Genomic DNA, 17,153 nt, shown 5'->3' on the forward strand with positions numbered 1-17,153 from the left:
GTCCAGCGGCAGTCCAGCGGGGTCGTCGTACCGTCGAAGGCATGACGACCCCAGCCGTCGGCTCCCGCCGCTGGAGCGCGCTCGTCTTCATCGCGCTGGCCCAGCTCATGGTCGCCCTCGACGCCACCATCGTGAACATCGCGCTGCCGTCCGCCCAGGCCGACCTCGGCATCTCCGACGCCGACCGGCAGTGGGTGGTCACCGCCTACACGCTCGCCTTCGGCGGCCTGCTGCTGCTCGGCGGGCGCGTCGCCGACCTGGCCGGGCGCTACAACGTCTTCCTCGTCGGCCTGGTCGGCTTCGCCGTGGCGTCCGCGCTGGGCGGGGCGGCGGGCAGCCTCTGGATGCTCGTCGCCGCCCGCGCCCTGCAGGGGGCGTTCGCCGCCGTGCTGGCTCCTACCGCGTTGTCGCTGCTGGCCGTCACGTTCACCGACGCCCGCGAGCGAGCCAGGGCGTTCTCCGTGTACGGGGCGATCGCGGGCAGCGGGGCTGCGGTGGGTCTCATCCTCGGCGGGCTGCTGGCGCAGAACCTGAGCTGGCGCTGGTGCCTGTACGTCAACGTCCCGATCGCGGTCGTCGCCGTGGTGGGGGCGGCGCTGCTCCTGACCCCTTCCCCGCCGATCAGGGCTTCCCTTGACGTGGTCGGCGCTTTGCTGGCCACCGGGGGACTGGTCGCTCTCGTGTACGCCTGCACGCTGGTGGTCGGCCGCGGAGTGGCCTCGCCCGCCGTACTGGGCTGGGGTTTGGCAGGTCTGGTATTGCTGGGCCTCTTCGTCTGGCGCCAGGCAAGGGCCTCCTCCCCGTTGCTACCGCTGCACATCCTGCGCGACCGCAGCCGAGCCGGGGCATATCTGGCGGTCGCCCTGACCGTGGCCGGGATGTTCGGCGTGTTCCTCTTCCTGACGTACTACTTCCAGGTCGTGCTGCACTACTCGCCCGTGGTGGCCGGGCTGGCGTTCCTCCCCATGTCGGCCGCCGTCATGCTCAGCGCCACCCTGATCGCCGGGCGCCTCCTGCCCAAGGTCCCCCCACGCCTGCTGATGGCCCCAGGGCTGCTGGTGGCCGCCGGGGCGATGGCATGGCTGACCCAGCTGGGCCCGGGCAGCGGGTACGCCTCCCTGGTGTTGCCCGCCGAGATCCTGCTGGGCCTGGGCATGGGCGTGGTCTTCACCCCCGCCTTCAGCCTGGCCACCCAGCACGTTTCCCCACGCGACGCCGGAGTGGCGTCCGCAGTGGTCAACGCCGCGAACCAGGTCGGCGGGTCACTGGGATTGGCGCTCCTCAACACCGTCGCAGCCGACGCCACAGCCAGCCACCCGGGCCCGAACTCCCTGGTGTACGGCTTCGCCGTGGCGTCAGGCTGGGGCGCAACCTTACTCGCAGCGGCAGCCTTGATCGCCACCCTAATGATCTCCGAACCCCCACCAGCCCCCCACCCACAACCCCCAACCCGCTCAACCCCCGACTCACCCACAACCCCGACCCCACCCGCGCACCCTCAACCCGTTCGGGTCCGAGCCCGCCTGCGACCCCGACCCCGAGATCACCCACAACCCCAAGCCCGCTCAGCCCCGAGCCCGCCCACGGCGCCAGCGCCGCTCAGGCCCTGACCTGCCCACGGTCCCTAACTCTCGCGGTCCCTAACCCCACCCGGGACCCCCAACCACCGGGACCCCCAACCACCCGCGAGTGTGGATCAGCCGCGAGCGCGGACCACCCGCGAGCGTGGACCACTCACGAGCGTGGACCACTCACGAGCGTGGACCACTCACGAGCACGGATCACCCACGAGCACGGATCACCCACGAGGGCGGACTACCCGCGAGCCTCGACCCCGCTCAGCCCCTACCGGCCGTCCGGCGACCACGAACTCTCACTCCACCGTGTACATCCAGCCGGGGTGCCACTCGAAAGGCGCGTCCACGAGGTTCTCCAGCGGAACTCCCAGGAGTAAATGCTGCAAAGCCCACCGATTGGCCGAGTGCGCCACCACCAGCACCGTTCGCCCCTGCCACAACCCCCGAAGGTCGTCCAGGAAGGAGGCAGTCTGCGAGACGACATCCCGATAGCTCTGCCCGCCAGGCCATGGATCGTCGATGTGCCTTCGGCGCAAAGGGGCCAGCTCGTCCACCGGGCGCCCGTTGTAGACCCCGTAATCACATTCACGCAGCCGAGGATCCGTACGAATCTCCCTGCCCCCACCGAACGCGATCTCCGCAGTCTCCACCGCCCGCCGCAGGTCAGATGCGTACACCTCGTCAACCCCAGCCCGCCGAGGCCCCATCTCCGCAGCCAGCGCCCGCCCACGCTCGGACAGCTCCCCAGGCAGCCACCCCGTGGCGATGCCCTGCTCGTTGTCGACGGTGATGGAGTGGGTTTCGTAGATCAGCGCGACAGCCATGCCACAAAACTAACGCCCGCCTCCCAGAGGGAGACGGGCGTTCAGCTTTCGGAGTAGCGGGGGCGGGATTTGAACCCGCGACCTTCGGGTTATGAGCCCGACGAGCTACCGACCTGCTCTACCCCGCGTCGCATTGAGAACACTACCGGATCTTTGGAGTGCCTCTCACCGAGATGGCGCTGTTCGCGGTGAGCGTGATCAGCTTGCACTCCAAGGAGGGTGGCGAACATGGAATGATGTCGGGGACACTGCACCATGCGGTAGGACAACTGAATCCAGGGGCGGTAGCTCAGCCGGTCAGAGCATCGGACTCATAATCCGTGGGTCGTGGGTTCAAGTCCCACCCGCCCTACTCTCACGCACCATGTTTGACCTGGGGTTGCTCGCCCTCGGCGTGCCCCGGTCGCTTGTGGTTGGTCGCTTGGTGGTTGCTCTCGCGCCGGAACTCCTGTCGGGACGGCTACATCGGCGGCAACCCGACGATCAACCAAGACGCCTCAGGCAGCGCTGCAGACACACTCTGTTTGCAGATGAGGAAGCCCGACCACGCCTGCGGCAGGTCGCGCGGCCATCTCTGTTTCGACCTCGGGGCCTGGCGCGGCGAACAGGCGTACACGTAGTCGAAACGCTTGAACGGGTCGCGCGCCTCTCGCGGACCCCCTTACGAACCCCATTGGGCCAGTCCTGACGCTCAGGTCAGGCCTGGCGTGCGCTACCGGCTCGGCGGACGGGACGCGCCGGTGCGGTCTGATCTGACCCAGGTCTTCGGCGGGGCCGAGCGACACGGCGACACCCTCCCACTCCACGGACGGTGAAGAACGATGTTCCCCGGCATGGAACGGGATGGAACGCATCGGAGGTGAGGGAGTCGCGTCGAAGAGATGGCGATGCCCGGGATCGGCTCAGGAATGAAGCCGTGAGGGGAGCACGTCAATGCGCGCGATGTTGTCGGGGAAGGTCAGCATCAAGTTCCTGGCCGCCTTAACCGGCCTGCTCATGGTTGTGGCGATGGCGGGGCCGACGGGATCCGTGACGCCCGTGGCCCTGGACATGGCGTCGACGGCGCTGGACAGCTGTGGCACGGCGTCGGCGAGCGCACCGGCCACGAGGACGGCGGCCACCAGCCCGCCGGATCATGAAGAGCTGGTGAGCCCCAGCGCGACGCAGTCGCACACCGTGGCCTGGGACGGAGCACAGGTCGCGATCAAGCCGGGCGCCCTGGACAAACCGGTGAGCATCGGCATCACCGATCTGACGAGTCCCGAGCTGGCCGCGCTGGACTCCGGCATGACCAACGTCACCGGCAAGGCGCGTTCCGGGTTCCGGTTCACCCCGCACCCGCTGCAGTTCCTGACCGATGTCCAGGTGACGCTGCCCTACGACCCGGCTCTGGTGCCCGGCGACTTCGCCGCGTCGGATCTGTTCACCTACTTCTACGACGACGTGGCCCAGTGCTGGCAGGTGCTGCAGCGGGTATCGGTCGACGAGGTCAACCACACCGTGACGTCGCTGACGAACCATTTCACCGACATGGTCAACGCCGCCGTCACGGTGCCGGAGCACCCGGACAACGTGTCGTTCAACCCGACCCAGATCAAGGGCCTGCAGGCCGCCGACCCGGCCTCCAAGGTGAACCTGATCGGCGCGCCGGGCGCCGACAGCACCGGTGACAACCGGCTCAGCTACCCGATCGAGGTGCCGCCGGGCCGTCACGGGGTTCAGCCTCAGCTCAGCGTCGTCTACAGCTCCGAGGGCGGCGACGGCTGGCTGGGTGTGGGCTGGGATCTGCCGGCCTCGGCTCTCACGGTCGACACCCGCTGGGGGGTGCCCCGGTATGACGGCGCGACCGAGACGGAGACGTACCTGCTGAACGGCCAGCAGCTGACGCCCACGGCGCATCGCGGCGAGCCGGTCGCGCGGACGGCGGAGAAGGTCTTCCACAGCCGGGTCGAGGGCGGGTTCGCGCGGATCGTGCGCCATGGCGACGATCCGAAGTCCTACAGCTGGGAGGTGACCGACAAGGCAGGCATGCGGTCGCTGTACGGCGGAGCCGGTGCGACCCTGGCCGACGAGGACGGTCACATCTTCCAGTGGGGGCTGCGCGAGGTCCGTGACCCGCACGGCAACGTGATGCGCTTCAGCTACGCGCGGGTCGACGACACCGGCCTCGACAACGGTGTGGAGAAGGGGCGCAACCTGTACCTGAAGAAGATCACCTACACCGGATTCGGGGACACCGACGGCCGGTACGCGGTGACGTTCACGCGTGACCGGGAGCTGCACGAGCAGCCGCGGGTGGACAAGACCATCGACGCGCGGGGCGGCTTCAAACGGGTGACCGCCGACCTGCTCCGGCGCATCGACGTGACCCTCGACGACGAACTCATCCGCCGGTACGAGCTGGCCTACACCACCGGCGCGTTCCACAAGACGATGCTGCAGTCGATCACCCAGCAGGACGGCACCGGCACGGTGTTCAACAAGCACGAGTTCGGCTATTTCGACGACATCCGTGACGGGCAGGGCAACTATCAGGCCTTCAGCACCGAGCAGTGGACCGTGCCGGGCGACGGACTCAAGTCCAGCGCGGTGAACATCACCCCCGACAACGCCGGCGACGCCAGCGCGCTGAACGCCAACACGAGCACGACCGGCGGCGGGCACCTGTACGTGGGTGTGGGCAGCTCGGAGAGCAAGGCGAACTCGATCGGGCTGAAGGCCGGGTTCAGCCACAGTTCGGACTCCGGGGTGCTGGCACTTGTCGACGTCGACGGCGACGACCTGCCCGACAAGGTGTTCCGCGGCGATGACGGCCAGGTCCGCTACCGCAAGAACCTGTCCGGCCCGAAGGGGCAGCCGCGCTTCGCCGACCAGGCCACGACACTGGACCTGCCCGGGATCATGAGGCAGAGCAGCGACAGCCTGACGCTGGGCGTCGAGGCGTATCCGGGATCGGCCGCGTTGCAGCTGGACTACGTCAACTCCTTCGTCACCACCCGGACCTACTTCAGCGATGTCAACGGTGACCGGATCATGGACCTGGTCGACGGGTCCAAGGTGCTGTTCGGACGCCTGGGCAGCGACGGCAAGCCGCTGTACGGCATCAGCGCCGACACCCCGGTGCCGGTGATCCCGGGGCAGGTGGACACCGGCGGGCTGCTGGGCGACCTCGGCCCGGACCGGGAGCGGCTCATCGACTCCTTCCCGCTGCTGGACACCGTTCGCCGCTGGGTGGCGCCCTACGCGGGCGTGATCCGGGTCGAGGGCCCGGTGAAGCTGCTGCAACCGACCGCGGCGGCGCCCGCCGACGGCGTACGCGTGGCGATCCAGCACGAGGGCGCCGAGCTGTGGTCGGACACCATCGAGCCGCCGGACGGCAACGACCACGTGCCGTCGCAGGTGGACTCCATCACCGTGGCGCGCGGCGACCGGCTGTACTTCCGGGTGCAGTCGCGCTTCGACGGCAGCAAGGACGAAGTGTCCTGGAACCCGGTGATCAGCTATCTGAACGTGCCCGCGACGCAGGACGTGAACCAGCTGCCTGCCTATCGCTACCAGGCGTCGGACGACTTCACCCTGGGCGGCCGGATCGTGACGGTGAAGGCGCCGCTGACCGGCACCCTGCATCTGTCCGGCGACCTGACCAAGAGCGGCGCCACCACCGACGACGTCACCGCCCTGATCACCCGCGACGGCACGCCGGTGTTGCAGCACACGCTGGACTCCGCCTCGGCGGGCACGGCGCCCGTGTCCCTCGACATCGCCGTCCAGAAGGGGCAGACGCTCCAGTGGCGGGTGCGGACGGACTCGCCGATCGACGCCGGGAAGATCTCGTGGCAGCCGCGCGCCGTCTACACAGCCGCCGACGGCGTCACCCAGTTGACCGACGCCCAGGGCAAGCCGCTGATCGAGGTGTTCCCGCCGTACAACCTCGATCTCTACCCGGTGGACGGGCTGTCGGCGCCGCAGGAGCCCTTCACCGTGTCGCAGGACGGCGACCTGTCGGTGACTCCGTCCCTGACGTTCGACTTCGGCGACGAGAAGCCGTCCGGCCGGGTGGCGTTCACCGTGAAGCGGCGTGGCGAGCTGGTCGCCAAGAGCTTCTTCACCCTCGACAAGGGTGTGCTGAGCTCGCCAGGCCCGCTGAGCGTCCATACCGCGCAACAGGTTCCGGACGAGCTGTTCTTCGACTTCAGCACGCTGAACCCGAAGCTGCGCTCCTTCCTGACCGCCCGGTCGGTGCAGGTCAGCCAGAACGGCGGCCAGGCCGTCGACGCGCCCAGCGCGTTCCACGACACCGTCCAGGAAGGCGCCTTCGCGCAGCCGTACCGTGGCTGGGGCGCGGTCGGCTACAACGGCAACCGCGAACGGGCCGGGCAGCCCATCGCGCAGGGCGACCTGGTCATCGACGACGACTACGCCGGGCAGCTGCCCACCAGCGTGGACCCGCAGGGCCAGAAGGACGACTTCGGCAAGGACCCGAAGGTGGATCCGCCGAAGGCGGTGCCGTTCTTCCCCTCGCCGCAGGAGGACCGCTGGGGCGTCGGCGACCACTCCTTCGTCACGCGCACCAGCTCCAGCAGCTCCCGGCTGGGCACCGAATCGATCAACCTGCCGAGCGCGTCGGACTTCGCCGGCGTCGCCGTTCCGCGGCTGTCCCGCTCGCAGCAGCTGTCGCTCACCGGCGGCGTCGGCGGGACAGTCGGCTCGGTCGGTGGCAGCGTGGCCGACGGCACGAGCGAGGGCAAGGTCGACTTCTTCGACATGAACGGCGACCAGTTCCCGGACGTGGTCAGCGGCAACGGCATCCAGTACACCGACCCGACCGGCGGGCTGGGGACCAAGCGCGGTGTTCTGCCCGGCGGCGCGGTACGCAGCAGCGTCAACGAGTCCGGCAACGCCGGTGTCGGCAGCGCCGCGCGCACCATCCCGACGGGATTCGGCCGCAGCGCCTCCAACGGCGACACGCCGGGAAACACGGCCAAGTCAGGCAACGACATGCCGCCGTTCGGCATCGGCGCGAACCTGGGCGGCAGCAGCTCCGACGGGGACTTCGACCTGATCGACATCAACGGCGACGGGCTGCCCGACCGGGTCCACAAGGACGGCATGGTGGAGCTGAACCTCGGCTACCGGTTCGGCGCCGCCGAGCAGTGGCGCGACCCGGCCGGGTTCAACGCCTCCAGCGGCGACAACGAGGGGGTGAACCTGGGGTTCAACACCGACTTCTACGGCTTCGCCGGCGGCGCCGCGTTCGAACGCGACGTCACCAGGACGTCCAGCACGCTGCAGGACGTCAACGGCGACGGCCTCGCGGACCGCGTGTTCGCCGGCAACCCGATCAAGGTGGGGCTCAACACCGGTAACGGCTTCGAGCCGCCGGTGCCGTTCCTCGGCAGCCTGCCCGGCGTCACGCGGGACCAGAACGCGAGCGCCAGCCTCGGCGCGTACTTCGAGTTCGGCGTCTGCTTCGTGTTCGTCTGCGTGGTCATCAACCCGGGCGCCAGCGCCTCCACCGGCGCCAGCCGTACCGAGCAGATGTTGAGAGACGTCAACGGCGACGGATTCGCCGACCAGCTGTCGTCGGTCAAGGACGACCAGCTGGTCGTCGCAGGCAACCGCACCGGCCGGACCAACCTGCTCAAGACCGTGACCCGCCCGCTGGGCGGCCGGATGGACTTCGACTACACCCGTGACGGCAACACCTTCGGCCAGCCGCAGTCGAGGTTCGTGCTGTCGCGCGTCGCCGTGGACGACGGGCTCCCCGGCGACGGCCAGGACGTCCAGCTGATCACCTACGAGTACTCCGGCGGCGTCTACGACCGCCTGGAGCGCGAGTTCGACGGGTACGCCACGGTCGTCGAACGCCACCGCGACGCCGGTGCCGACGACGCGGTGTTCCGCAGCATCACCCACGCCTTCCGCACCGACGGCCCGTACACCCGCGGGCTGCCGACGCGCACGCTGACCACCGACGCCGGCGGCAGGAAGTTCCTGGAGACCGAGAGCGTCTACGTGCTCAAGGACATCGACCACCCGGGCGCGGCGGCCGATCCGCACAGCACCACCGCGACGATCTTCCCGCAGCTCGTACGCACCGACAGCCGCTACTTCGAGGGCCAGGCCAACCCCGCCAAGTCGACCTTCACCACGATGGAATACGACCAGCTGGGCAACGTCACTCGCACCTTCGACGCGGGTGAGGCCGGGGCGGCCGACGACCTCGACTCCCGGGTCGCCTACACCGACTGTCCCGCCACCGGGATCGTGGGCGTGGCCACCGCGATCGACGTGTCCGGCGGCGGCACCCTCCTGCGCCACCGCGAATCCACGGTGGACTGCGCCACCGGCGACGTGACCCGGGTCAGGGCCGAGCTCGCCGGCGGCGAGGCCGCCGTGACCGACATGGGGTACTTCGCCAACGGCAACCTCCGCTCGGTGACCGGTCCCGCGAACAAGAACAACCAGCGCTTCCGCACCGACTACGGCTACGACGCGACCGTCGACACCTTCGTGGAGTCGACCACCGACAGTTTCGGCTACCACTCGAGCACGACCCACGACCTCCGGTTCGGATCCGTGGCCACCAGCACCGACATCAACCACCAGTCCATCGCCAACACCTACGACTCGGTCGGGCGGCTGGTCAGCGTGGCCGGGCCGTACGAACTGCCGGAGCACCGGGTCACCGCGTCGTTCGAGTACCACCCCGGCGCGGCGGTGCCGTACGCCGTCACCCGCCACATCGACCGGCAGGCCGACGGGGTGCACGGCGACACCATCGACACGATCGCGTTCGTCGACGGGCTCGGCCGTACCATCCAGACGAAGATGGACGCGGCCGTCAGTGCCGCGCCGGGCACGGCGCCGGCCAACGTCATGGTGGTCTCCGGCCGGGCGGTGTACGACTTCCTCGGCCGGGCGGTCAAGCAGTTCTTCCCGGTGACCGAGCCGAAGGGCGCGGCCAACACCACGTTCAACCCGGCGTTCGACACCGTCTCGCCGGTCACCACGACCTTCGACGTCCTGGACCGGGTCACCAGGACCGTGCTCCCCGACGGCACCGCCTCCACCCAGGCGTACGGCTTCGGCGCCGACCGCTCGGGCGTCACGCAGTTCGAAACCGTCGCCGCCGACGCCAACGGCAAGTCGATGCGCACCTACTCCGACGTACGGCGGCAGACCACCTCGGTCAAGGAGTTCAACCCGGCCGGCGGCCAGCCGGTGATCCAGACCAGCTACGGCTACGACGCGCTCGGCCAGCACACGTCGATCGTGGACGATCACAACAACACCACCAGGATGACCTACGACAACTTCGGCCGCCAGACGAGCTTGATCAGCCCGGACACGGGGCGCACCGACACCGTCTACGACCTTGCGGGCAACGTGACCAAGAAGATCACTGCGAAGCTGGCGGCGGCGTCGAAGGCGGTCGAGTACGACTACGACTTCAACCGCGTCAGCGCCATCCGCTACCCGATCTTCACCGCCAACAACGTCACCTACACCTACGGGGCGCCCGGCGCTGCCAACAACGCAGCCGACCGGATCACCTCCATCGTGGACGGCGCGGGCACCGTCACACGGGAGTACGGGCCGCTGGGAGAGGTGACCAAGGAGACCAGGACGGTTTCCGAGCAGGGCAGCCACACGGCGAGCTTCACCACCGAGTACCGCTTCGACACGTGGAACCGGGCGCTGTCGATGACCTATCCGGACGGCGAGGTGCTGACCTACCGCTACAACTCCGGCGGGCAGGTCGACTCGGCGACCGGTGTCAAGGCCGGAACCACCTACCCGTACCTGACCCGCCTGGACTACGACAAGTTCGGCGAGCGGGTCCTGCTGGACACCGGTAACGGCACGCGTACCCGCTACACGTTCAACCCCGCCACCCGGCGGCTCGACAACATGAAGGCGAACCTGGGCCAGGGGTACGTCTTCGAGAACCTCAACTACACCTACGACAGCGTCGGCAACGTCACCACCATCCAGAACGACACCGTCGCGCCCAGCAGTCCCGACGTCGGTACGCAGGTGGGCGGGCCGAGCACCGAGACCTACCGGTACGACGACCTGTACCGGCTGGTGCACGCGGAAGGTTCCTACCAGCCGCGGGCGCCGCAGAAGACCGACACCTACCGCGTGGACTTCGCCTACGACAGCACGAGCAACCTGACGAGCAAGAACCAGGTCCACGAACTGGTCGGGAACGGCACCAAGCAGACCGAAGGCAAGCTCACCTACAACTACACCTACGCCTACGCCGCGGCCCAGCCGCACGCGCCCACCACGATCGGGATCTACACGCTCGCCTACGACGCCAACGGCAACCAGATCAGCCGTGCGCAGCAGCCCAAGCCGCGGCGGCAGAACATCTGGGACGAGGAGAACCGGCTGGCGTGCAGCCATGAGAACGTCCAGAGCACGACGCTGCCGCAGACACCGGCCTCCTGCGACAACGCCGGCGGGACGCCCAACGCCGCGCGGTACTTCTACGACGACCAGGGCAACCGGATCATCAAGGACGGCTCCACGTTCCACGTCTATCCCAACCAGAACTACTCCACCGACGGCAACCACGAGTTCAAGCACATCTACGTCGGCGCGACCAAGCTGCTGACCAAGGCGGTGGAGAAGAACGGCAACAAGCCCGAGAACCGCCAGTTCTACTCCCACGACGACCATCTGGGCTCCACCGGATTCGTCACCGACGCCTCTGGCGGCCTGGCAGAGCACCTGATGTACGTCGCGGGCGGCGAGACGTGGGTCGACGAGCACCCGTCCCAGCCGGTGCCGCAGCAGTACAACGGCAAGGAACTGGACCCGGAGACCGGGCTGTACTACTACGGCGCGCGCTACTACGACCCGCGTACCGCCGTGTGGCAGAGCGCCGACCCCGCGCTGCCCGACGTGGCACCCGGATCGAAGGACCTGTCGGCCTACCTGTACGCCCGGGGCAACCCGATCAAGTACACCGACCCGGACGGACGCAGCCCCACCATTCCGGCCCACTTCCACCCCACGCCCGTACACGATCACCAGCCCAGCGGCCAGTGGGAGAGCGTCGTCCAGCAGGATCTCAAGAGCCGGTCCGGCTTCTACGAGAACTTCTGCCGCGACCGCTCGGTGGAGCGGGTGGCGAGTCTGGCGCTGGCCCATGCCCAGGACGAGCCGCTGGCCGCCGAGCACCTGGACCACTACCTGAAGGGCTCAGGCACGACCATCGACGAGGACGCGAACCTGGCCAGGATGCTCGACTCCGACCACTCGGTGGCGTTCTTCGTCTACCGCTCGGTCACCAAGGGGATCGAGGCCAGCGTCGCCAAGGGCGTCGACACCGGCTTGGTCACCGGGCACCTCGGTCTGGCACAGGGCGACATCAGCGTGCCGGAGTACAAGAACGCCTTCGGCGCCATCGACAGGGTGGACTGGGAGTACAACTTCGGCACCCGCAAGGTCCAGGTCTGGTTCCAGGATCGTTACGAGTGGCATCCGGTCTATCAGGACGCGGCCAAGAAGGACATCTATTCGAGGTTCGACGACGACGGGCGACGGCCGACCAACTGCATCCATGCGGCGATGGTGGAGATGAAGGCGCACGGCGCGCATGACTTCACGATGATGGGCGATACCTTCATCAACCTCAGCGATCTCCAGCGAAGTGCGAGCAAGTTCAACATCAACAGCAGGGGCTCCACCCCATGAGGGGTTCGGCGACCATCCAGGTTTTAGCGATCTGCAAGCGAGATCCAGAAGACTGTCCCCGTCAGCGCAAACGCCGCCGCCGATGCGGCGGCTCGAAGGGGAAGACAAACCATGCAGTTAGGCAAGAAGCTCATTGCCATCGCCGCCTGCGCCTTCATGGCGGGCGGGGTGCTGGCCACGGCGTCCCCCGCAGCAGCTGCGGCCACTGCCGGGAAGAGTGAAGCGAGTTACTACTATTACTACGGTGCCATCGCCGTGGCCCGGGACGGCAGCATCGGCCGGTCCTGGAACTACAGAACCGCCGCGTCCGCCAGGAAGCGGGCGTTGAGGTCCTGCGGGCGCTCCAGCTGCAAGGTCCTCACCACGTTCGTCAACGGGTGCGGCGCCGTCGCCTACAACGCCGACACGAACATGTACTGGGGCGGCAGGGGCAGCACGCCTGCCAGGGCGAAGCGGAACGCCATCGCCAACGCGGGCGGCGGCCGCTGGGTGGCCTACCAGTGCACTGATCGATACCGCTAGCCACGAGGTGGGGGCCATCCCTTCGCAGATGGCCCCCGACGTGCTACCTCAAGGTGTAGACGAGGTTCACCAGGCCGCCGGGGAGTTGCCGGACGTCCTGGAGCTCCAGGGTGTGGCGCTTCGCGGTGGAGAAGAGGGGCTTGCCCTCGCCGGCCACGAGCGGGTAGACGATCAGGTGGAGCTCGTCCAGCAGGTCGGCCTCGATGGCGCCCGCCGTCAGGGCCGCGCCGCCCATCAGGTAGATGTCCTTGCCGGGCTGCTGCTTGAGTTCGGCCACGGCGTCGAGGCCGGGCAGGATAGTGGTGTTCGGCCACGCAGTCTCGGTGAGGGTGCTGGAGACCACGTAGTGGGGGAGCCGGGCGGCGACGTCCGACCACTCCCGCTCGGCGGGAGTCGGCTGCCCCTGGTCGAGGGTGGTCCAGTAGTGCTCGTAGCCGGGGTACATCCTCCCGCCGACCACGCACGCGTCGATCCGCGGCGTGAGGCCGTAGTCCTCCGACCAGGCGTCGACCCAGTCGGCGTATCCCTCCGGTCCCTCGATCTTGCCGTCCACCGAGGTCTTCATGGCGGCGATGAGCTTGCGCATGGCTTCTCCTGAAGTGAGTGGGTTCAACGTGACCCACCGACGAACGAGAAAGCGCTAATCGACAGCCGCCGGAGAACTAGTTTTCCGACAGGCGCCGGCGGAGGAAGCGGCGCTCGCTGTCCGTCGTGGCCAGCTCCAGCGCCTCGCGGTACGCGACGGCGGCCTCGTCGTGCCGTCCCTGCCGTCGCAGCAGGTCGGCGCGGGTCGCGGGCAGCAGGTGGTAGCCGGGCAGCGAACCGGCGAGCCGGTCGACGAGCGCGAGCCCGGCAGCAGGACCGTCGGCCATGGCGACGGCGACCGCCCGGTTCAGCTCCACCACGGGCGAGGGCACCAGCTCGGCCAGCTTGCCGTACAGCCCAGCGATCTGGGCCCAGTCGGTGTCCTCTGCCGTCCCGGCCTCGGCGTGACAGGCGACGATGGCGGCCTGGATCTGGTACGGCCCAGCCTGGCGGAGCCGCAGCGCCGCCTCCAGCAGGGCCACCCCCTCGGCGATCTCGGCGCGGTCCCAGCGGCTGCGGTCCTGCTCCTCCAGGGGCACCAGGTCGCCCGAGTCCAGGCGCGCGTCCCGGCGCGCGTCGTGCAGCAACATCAGCGCCAGCAGCCCCGCGACCTCGCCGTCGCCGGGCATGAGCTGGACCAGCAGCCGCGCCAGGCGGATGGCCTCGTCGGTCAGCCTGCGCCGGGTCAGGTCGCTGTACCCCTCGTTGAACAGCAGGTAGAGCACGCCCAGCACGGCGTTGGTGCGCTCGGGGAGCTTGGCCGCGGGCGGCACGCGGAACGGGATCCCGGCGTCGCGGATCTTGCGTTTGGCCCGGACGAGGCGCTGGGCCATCGTCGGCTCAGGCACCAGGAACGCGCGCGCGATCTCCGGCGTGGTCAGCCCGGCCAGCGACCGCAGCGTCAGCGCGACCCGCGCCTCCAGCGCCAGCGCCGGGTGGCAGCAGGTGAAGATCAGCCGCAGCCGGTCGTCGTCCACGTTGCTGACGTCGGGCTCTTCCACAACAGGGGAGGAGCGGGCCGTCACCGCCAGCTCGCGCAGCTTCGCCGCGCCGACGGCCCGCCGGCGCAGCAGGTCGGTGGCGCGGTTGCGCGCGGTCGTGGTCAGCCAGGCGCCCGGCCGGTCGGGGACGCCGTCGCGCGGCCAGCGTTCCAGCGCGATGGCGAAGGCGTCCTGCGCGCACTCCTCCGCCAGGTCCCAGTCGCCGGTCAGGCGGATCAGGGTGGCCACGATCTGCCCCCATTCCCGCTGGAAGGCCTCGGCGAGGGCCTGGTCGGTCACGGGTCCCAGACCGGCCGCACCTCGATCACCCCATGGCTGGAGAACGGGTGCCTGGCGGCCACTTCGAGCGCGGTGTCGAGGTCGGCGCACTCGATGAGCGCGTAGCCGCCGACCTGCTCCTTGGTCTCCACGAACGGCCCGTCGCTGATCAGGACCTCGCCGTCGCGCCTGCGCACGCTCGTGGCGGCGTCCGAGGGGCGCAGCCGTTCGCCGCCGAGCAGCCGCACGCCGTTGGCCTCCATGTACTCCAGCCAGGAGACGTGCTCGGCCTGCCGGCCGATCTCCTGCGGGCCGAGCGGGAGGGACTCGTCGTCGCAGATCAACAGCAGGTACTTCACTGACCCTCCCATGCCGGATTCGAGAGCAACATTACTGCGATCACCGGGTATGACCCATCGGTGTCCTTGATCAAGATGAGCACCATCACCAGGCGCGCGGCGCTGTTCGCCGGACTGGGCTGCATTGGCCTGGGCCAGGCGACGGCCCTGGCGACGACCTGGCCGGCCGCACGGGGTGACGGCGAGGAGATCGTCCGGCTGTACGGCGAGCGGGGCAGGTTCGTCGGGCGCATGTTGCACGTCGGCGACCCGCTCGCCGACGCGGTCGTCGCCGAGCTGCCCGGACTCGGCGAGGACGGACACCGGCTGCTCCAGCGCGGCATCGCGTACGGCCTGGCGTCGCTGACCGACCCGCCGCCCGCGATCGCCGCGTTCCTGCGCTCGGCGGAGACGGTCCCGCCGTGGGTCACCCCGCGCACCTTCACCGGCGGCTCGCGGACCTTCATGTCCATCCCGCTGCCCGCCCACGCCGTGACCCTCTCGCTGGCGGCGCTGACCCACACCTACAGCTCACCGGCGATCGCCGGGGTCCTCGTGGGCACCGGCGAGCTGATCAACTCCACCAAGCGGCGCCTGGTGGAGACCACGGACTGGCTGCTGCGCTGCATGCAGCCCGGCGCCCTGCGGCGCGGGGGCAAGGGGTACGTCGCCACGTTGCAGGTGCGGATGCTCCACGCCCAGGCGCGGGCCAGGACGCTGGCGCGGGGCTGGAACGTCGGCGCGCTTGGACACCCGCTCGGGCAGGTCGACCTGGCCCGCACCTGGCTCGACTTCCTGCCGATCTCCTACGCGGCGCTCGGCAAGCTCGGCTACGACTGCACGGCCGACGAGGTCGCCGACCTCTACCGCACGTGGTGGTACATCGGCCACCTGCTGGGCATCGACCCCGGGTTCTACCTCGGCATCACCGACCACCAGGCGGCGCGGCGGCTCCTCGCCCTCGTCGACGCCACCAACCGGGCGCCGGACGCGAACTCCAAGGCGCTGGTCACCCAGACCGTGGCGGGCGCGGCCGACCTGTTCTCCCTGAACGGCATCCTGCCGACCGTCAGCCGCGAGACCATCCGGGCGTCGTTCCGCCACGTCAACGGCGACCGCATCGCCGACTTCTTCGGGGTCCCGGCCAGCCCGGCGCAGGCGCTCCTGCCGCTGGCGGCGCTCGCCGCGGGGGAGGAGCACCAGCTGGCCCGGTCGTTCCCACCGGCCTGGGAGGCGCGGATCAAGGCGAACGAGGCGCTCGCCGAGACGTTCCTCGCCCTGCTGCCGACCTCGGCCTACGTGACCAACTCCGGCGGCTACCACGACGCCGGCGTCATGACAGGAACGGCTCCCACTGCCGGATCTTCGCAACGCTGACGCCCGGGGTGGTGAAGTAGGGGTCGGCGGCGATGAGCCGGTCCACGGCGTCCCGGTCGGCGACGTCCAGGACGATGACGGCTCCTGAGTCGTCGGCCAGCGGCCCGGCCAGGCGCACGACGCCCTCGCCGTGCAGCTGTTCGAGGAGGCGGCGGTGCGCCGGGCGCGCCGCCAGGCGCTCGTCGTTCGCCGTGAAGGTCAACTCGATGATCCACATGCCTCACACCGTAGCGGCGACCAGCCCGCCGTCGATGACGAGGTCCTGGCCGTTGACGTACGAGGCCTCGGCGGAGGCCAGGAAAGCGACAGCGCCCGCGACGTCCTCCGCTGTGCCGATCCTGGCGGCGGCCGTCGCGGCGATGACGGCTGCCTCGGCCTCGGCGGAGACGTGGTCGTGGAACATCGGGGTCTCGATGTATCCGGGGCTCACGGAGTTGACCCTGATCCGCCGGGCCGCCAGGTCGGCGGCGAGCGTGCGCGCCAGGCTGTGCACGGCCGCCTTGGTGGCCGCGTAGAGCGACGCGCCCGGCATGCCGCGGTGCAGCGTCCACGACGCGTTGATCACGATCGCCGCGCCGTCGGACAGCAGCGGGAGCGCCTTCTGCAGGGTGAAGAACACGCCCTTGACGTTGATGTCCATCACGCGGTCGAACTCCGCCTCGCCGGTCTCGCCGAGCGGGCCGAACGCCGCCACCCCGGCGTTGGCGAACACCACGTCCAGCCTGCCGTACCGCTCGGAAATCGTGGACATCAGCGTGTCGAGGTCGGAAAGGTTGGACACGTCGCCGGGGACGGCGAGGACGCCGTCCAGGGCGTCGAGCCTGGCCTTGTCGCGGCCGGTCACGATCACCTGGGCGCCCTCGGCGAGCAGCCTGCGCGCCACCGCGAGGCCCATGCCGCTCGAACCGCCGGTGACGAGTGCGATCTTGCCGTCAAAACGGGAATCAGTCATGGGTCCAG

10 protein-coding genes and 2 tRNA genes are annotated in these 17,153 nt (G+C 69.4%); 5 read left to right on the forward strand and 7 right to left on the reverse strand.

Going from position 1 to position 17,153, the window contains the following annotated elements:
* Positions 1–41 precede the first annotated feature (41 nt).
* The gene (locus tag ACIBG8_RS52830) at positions 42–1,610 is read left to right on the forward strand and encodes an MFS transporter (RefSeq protein ID WP_397351011.1); all 1,569 of its coding nucleotides are present in this window, start codon (positions 42–44) and stop codon (positions 1,608–1,610) included.
* A gap of 263 nt (positions 1,611–1,873) precedes the next feature.
* Here the strand turns inward: ACIBG8_RS52830 and ACIBG8_RS52835 are convergent, their stop codons facing one another.
* Complete coding sequence (locus ACIBG8_RS52835; RefSeq protein ID WP_397351012.1) at positions 1,874–2,401, reverse strand: histidine phosphatase family protein; 528 nt, start codon at positions 2,399–2,401, stop codon at positions 1,874–1,876.
* Between the two features lie 54 nt (positions 2,402–2,455).
* A tRNA-Met gene (locus ACIBG8_RS52840) sits at positions 2,456–2,529 on the reverse strand.
* A gap of 150 nt (positions 2,530–2,679) precedes the next feature.
* On the opposite strand from ACIBG8_RS52840, the gene ACIBG8_RS52845 reads away from it, so the two are divergent.
* From ACIBG8_RS52845 to ACIBG8_RS52855, 3 genes are all read left to right on the forward strand, one after another.
* Positions 2,680–2,753 (forward strand) — tRNA-Ile (locus ACIBG8_RS52845).
* Between the two features lie 581 nt (positions 2,754–3,334).
* Entirely contained in the window at positions 3,335–12,112 is an 8,778-nt protein-coding gene (locus ACIBG8_RS52850; protein WP_397351013.1) for a SpvB/TcaC N-terminal domain-containing protein, read from the forward strand.
* A gap of 111 nt (positions 12,113–12,223) precedes the next feature.
* Positions 12,224–12,634, forward strand: coding sequence for a DUF4189 domain-containing protein (locus ACIBG8_RS52855; protein ID WP_397351014.1), 411 nt, complete (start codon positions 12,224–12,226; stop codon positions 12,632–12,634).
* Positions 12,635–12,677: 43 nt separating this feature from the next.
* Here the strand turns inward: ACIBG8_RS52855 and ACIBG8_RS52860 are convergent, their stop codons facing one another.
* The 3 genes from ACIBG8_RS52860 to ACIBG8_RS52870 form a co-directional block, all read right to left on the reverse strand.
* A complete protein-coding gene (locus ACIBG8_RS52860; RefSeq protein WP_397351015.1) occupies positions 12,678–13,220 on the reverse strand; it encodes a dihydrofolate reductase family protein in 543 nt (180 codons plus the stop codon).
* A 76-nt stretch (positions 13,221–13,296) separates the two neighbouring features.
* Positions 13,297–14,499: an RNA polymerase sigma factor gene (locus ACIBG8_RS52865; RefSeq protein WP_397351017.1), complete on the reverse strand. Its 1,203-nt coding sequence runs from the start codon at positions 14,497–14,499 to the stop codon at positions 13,297–13,299.
* Positions 14,496–14,837, reverse strand: coding sequence for a YciI family protein (locus ACIBG8_RS52870; RefSeq protein WP_397351018.1), 342 nt, complete (start codon positions 14,835–14,837; stop codon positions 14,496–14,498). Before ACIBG8_RS52870 ends, ACIBG8_RS52865 begins: the two co-directional genes overlap by 4 nt.
* A gap of 60 nt (positions 14,838–14,897) precedes the next feature.
* Here ACIBG8_RS52870 and ACIBG8_RS52875 point away from each other — a divergent pair, with 60 nt between their 5' ends.
* The gene (locus ACIBG8_RS52875) at positions 14,898–16,193 is read left to right on the forward strand and encodes an oxygenase MpaB family protein (RefSeq protein ID WP_397351019.1); all 1,296 of its coding nucleotides are present in this window, start codon (positions 14,898–14,900) and stop codon (positions 16,191–16,193) included.
* On the opposite strand, the gene ACIBG8_RS52880 is transcribed toward ACIBG8_RS52875, so the two are convergent.
* Both ACIBG8_RS52880 and ACIBG8_RS52885 read right to left on the reverse strand, forming a co-directional pair.
* Positions 16,150–16,410: a YciI family protein gene (locus ACIBG8_RS52880; RefSeq protein WP_397351020.1), complete on the reverse strand. Its 261-nt coding sequence runs from the start codon at positions 16,408–16,410 to the stop codon at positions 16,150–16,152. The two genes, ACIBG8_RS52875 and ACIBG8_RS52880, sit on opposite strands and share 44 nt — an antisense overlap.
* Positions 16,411–16,413: 3 nt before the next feature.
* Complete coding sequence (locus tag ACIBG8_RS52885) at positions 16,414–17,145, reverse strand: SDR family NAD(P)-dependent oxidoreductase (RefSeq protein ID WP_397351021.1); 732 nt, start codon at positions 17,143–17,145, stop codon at positions 16,414–16,416.
* Positions 17,146–17,153 lie beyond the last annotated feature (8 nt).

It is taken from the genome of Nonomuraea sp. NPDC050556 (genome assembly GCF_044457355.1).
In the GTDB taxonomy this organism is placed as follows: Bacteria; Actinomycetota; Actinomycetes; order Streptosporangiales; family Streptosporangiaceae; genus Nonomuraea.

What these genes read in the sequence shown, in the direction of transcription:
- ACIBG8_RS52860 (WP_397351015.1), bottom strand. Translation starts at nt 13,220, where the DNA reads ATGCGCAAGCTCATCGCCGCCATGAAGACCTCGGTGGACGGCAAGATC.
- ACIBG8_RS52880 (WP_397351020.1), bottom strand. Translation starts at nt 16,410, where the DNA reads ATGTGGATCATCGAGTTGACCTTCACGGCGAACGACGAGCGCCTGGCG.
- ACIBG8_RS52855 (WP_397351014.1), top strand. Translation starts at nt 12,224, where the DNA reads ATGCAGTTAGGCAAGAAGCTCATTGCCATCGCCGCCTGCGCCTTCATG.
- ACIBG8_RS52850 (WP_397351013.1), top strand. Translation starts at nt 3,335, where the DNA reads ATGCGCGCGATGTTGTCGGGGAAGGTCAGCATCAAGTTCCTGGCCGCC.
- ACIBG8_RS52885 (WP_397351021.1), bottom strand. Translation starts at nt 17,145, where the DNA reads ATGACTGATTCCCGTTTTGACGGCAAGATCGCACTCGTCACCGGCGGT.
- ACIBG8_RS52830 (WP_397351011.1), top strand. Translation starts at nt 42, where the DNA reads ATGACGACCCCAGCCGTCGGCTCCCGCCGCTGGAGCGCGCTCGTCTTC.
- ACIBG8_RS52835 (WP_397351012.1), bottom strand. Translation starts at nt 2,401, where the DNA reads ATGGCTGTCGCGCTGATCTACGAAACCCACTCCATCACCGTCGACAAC.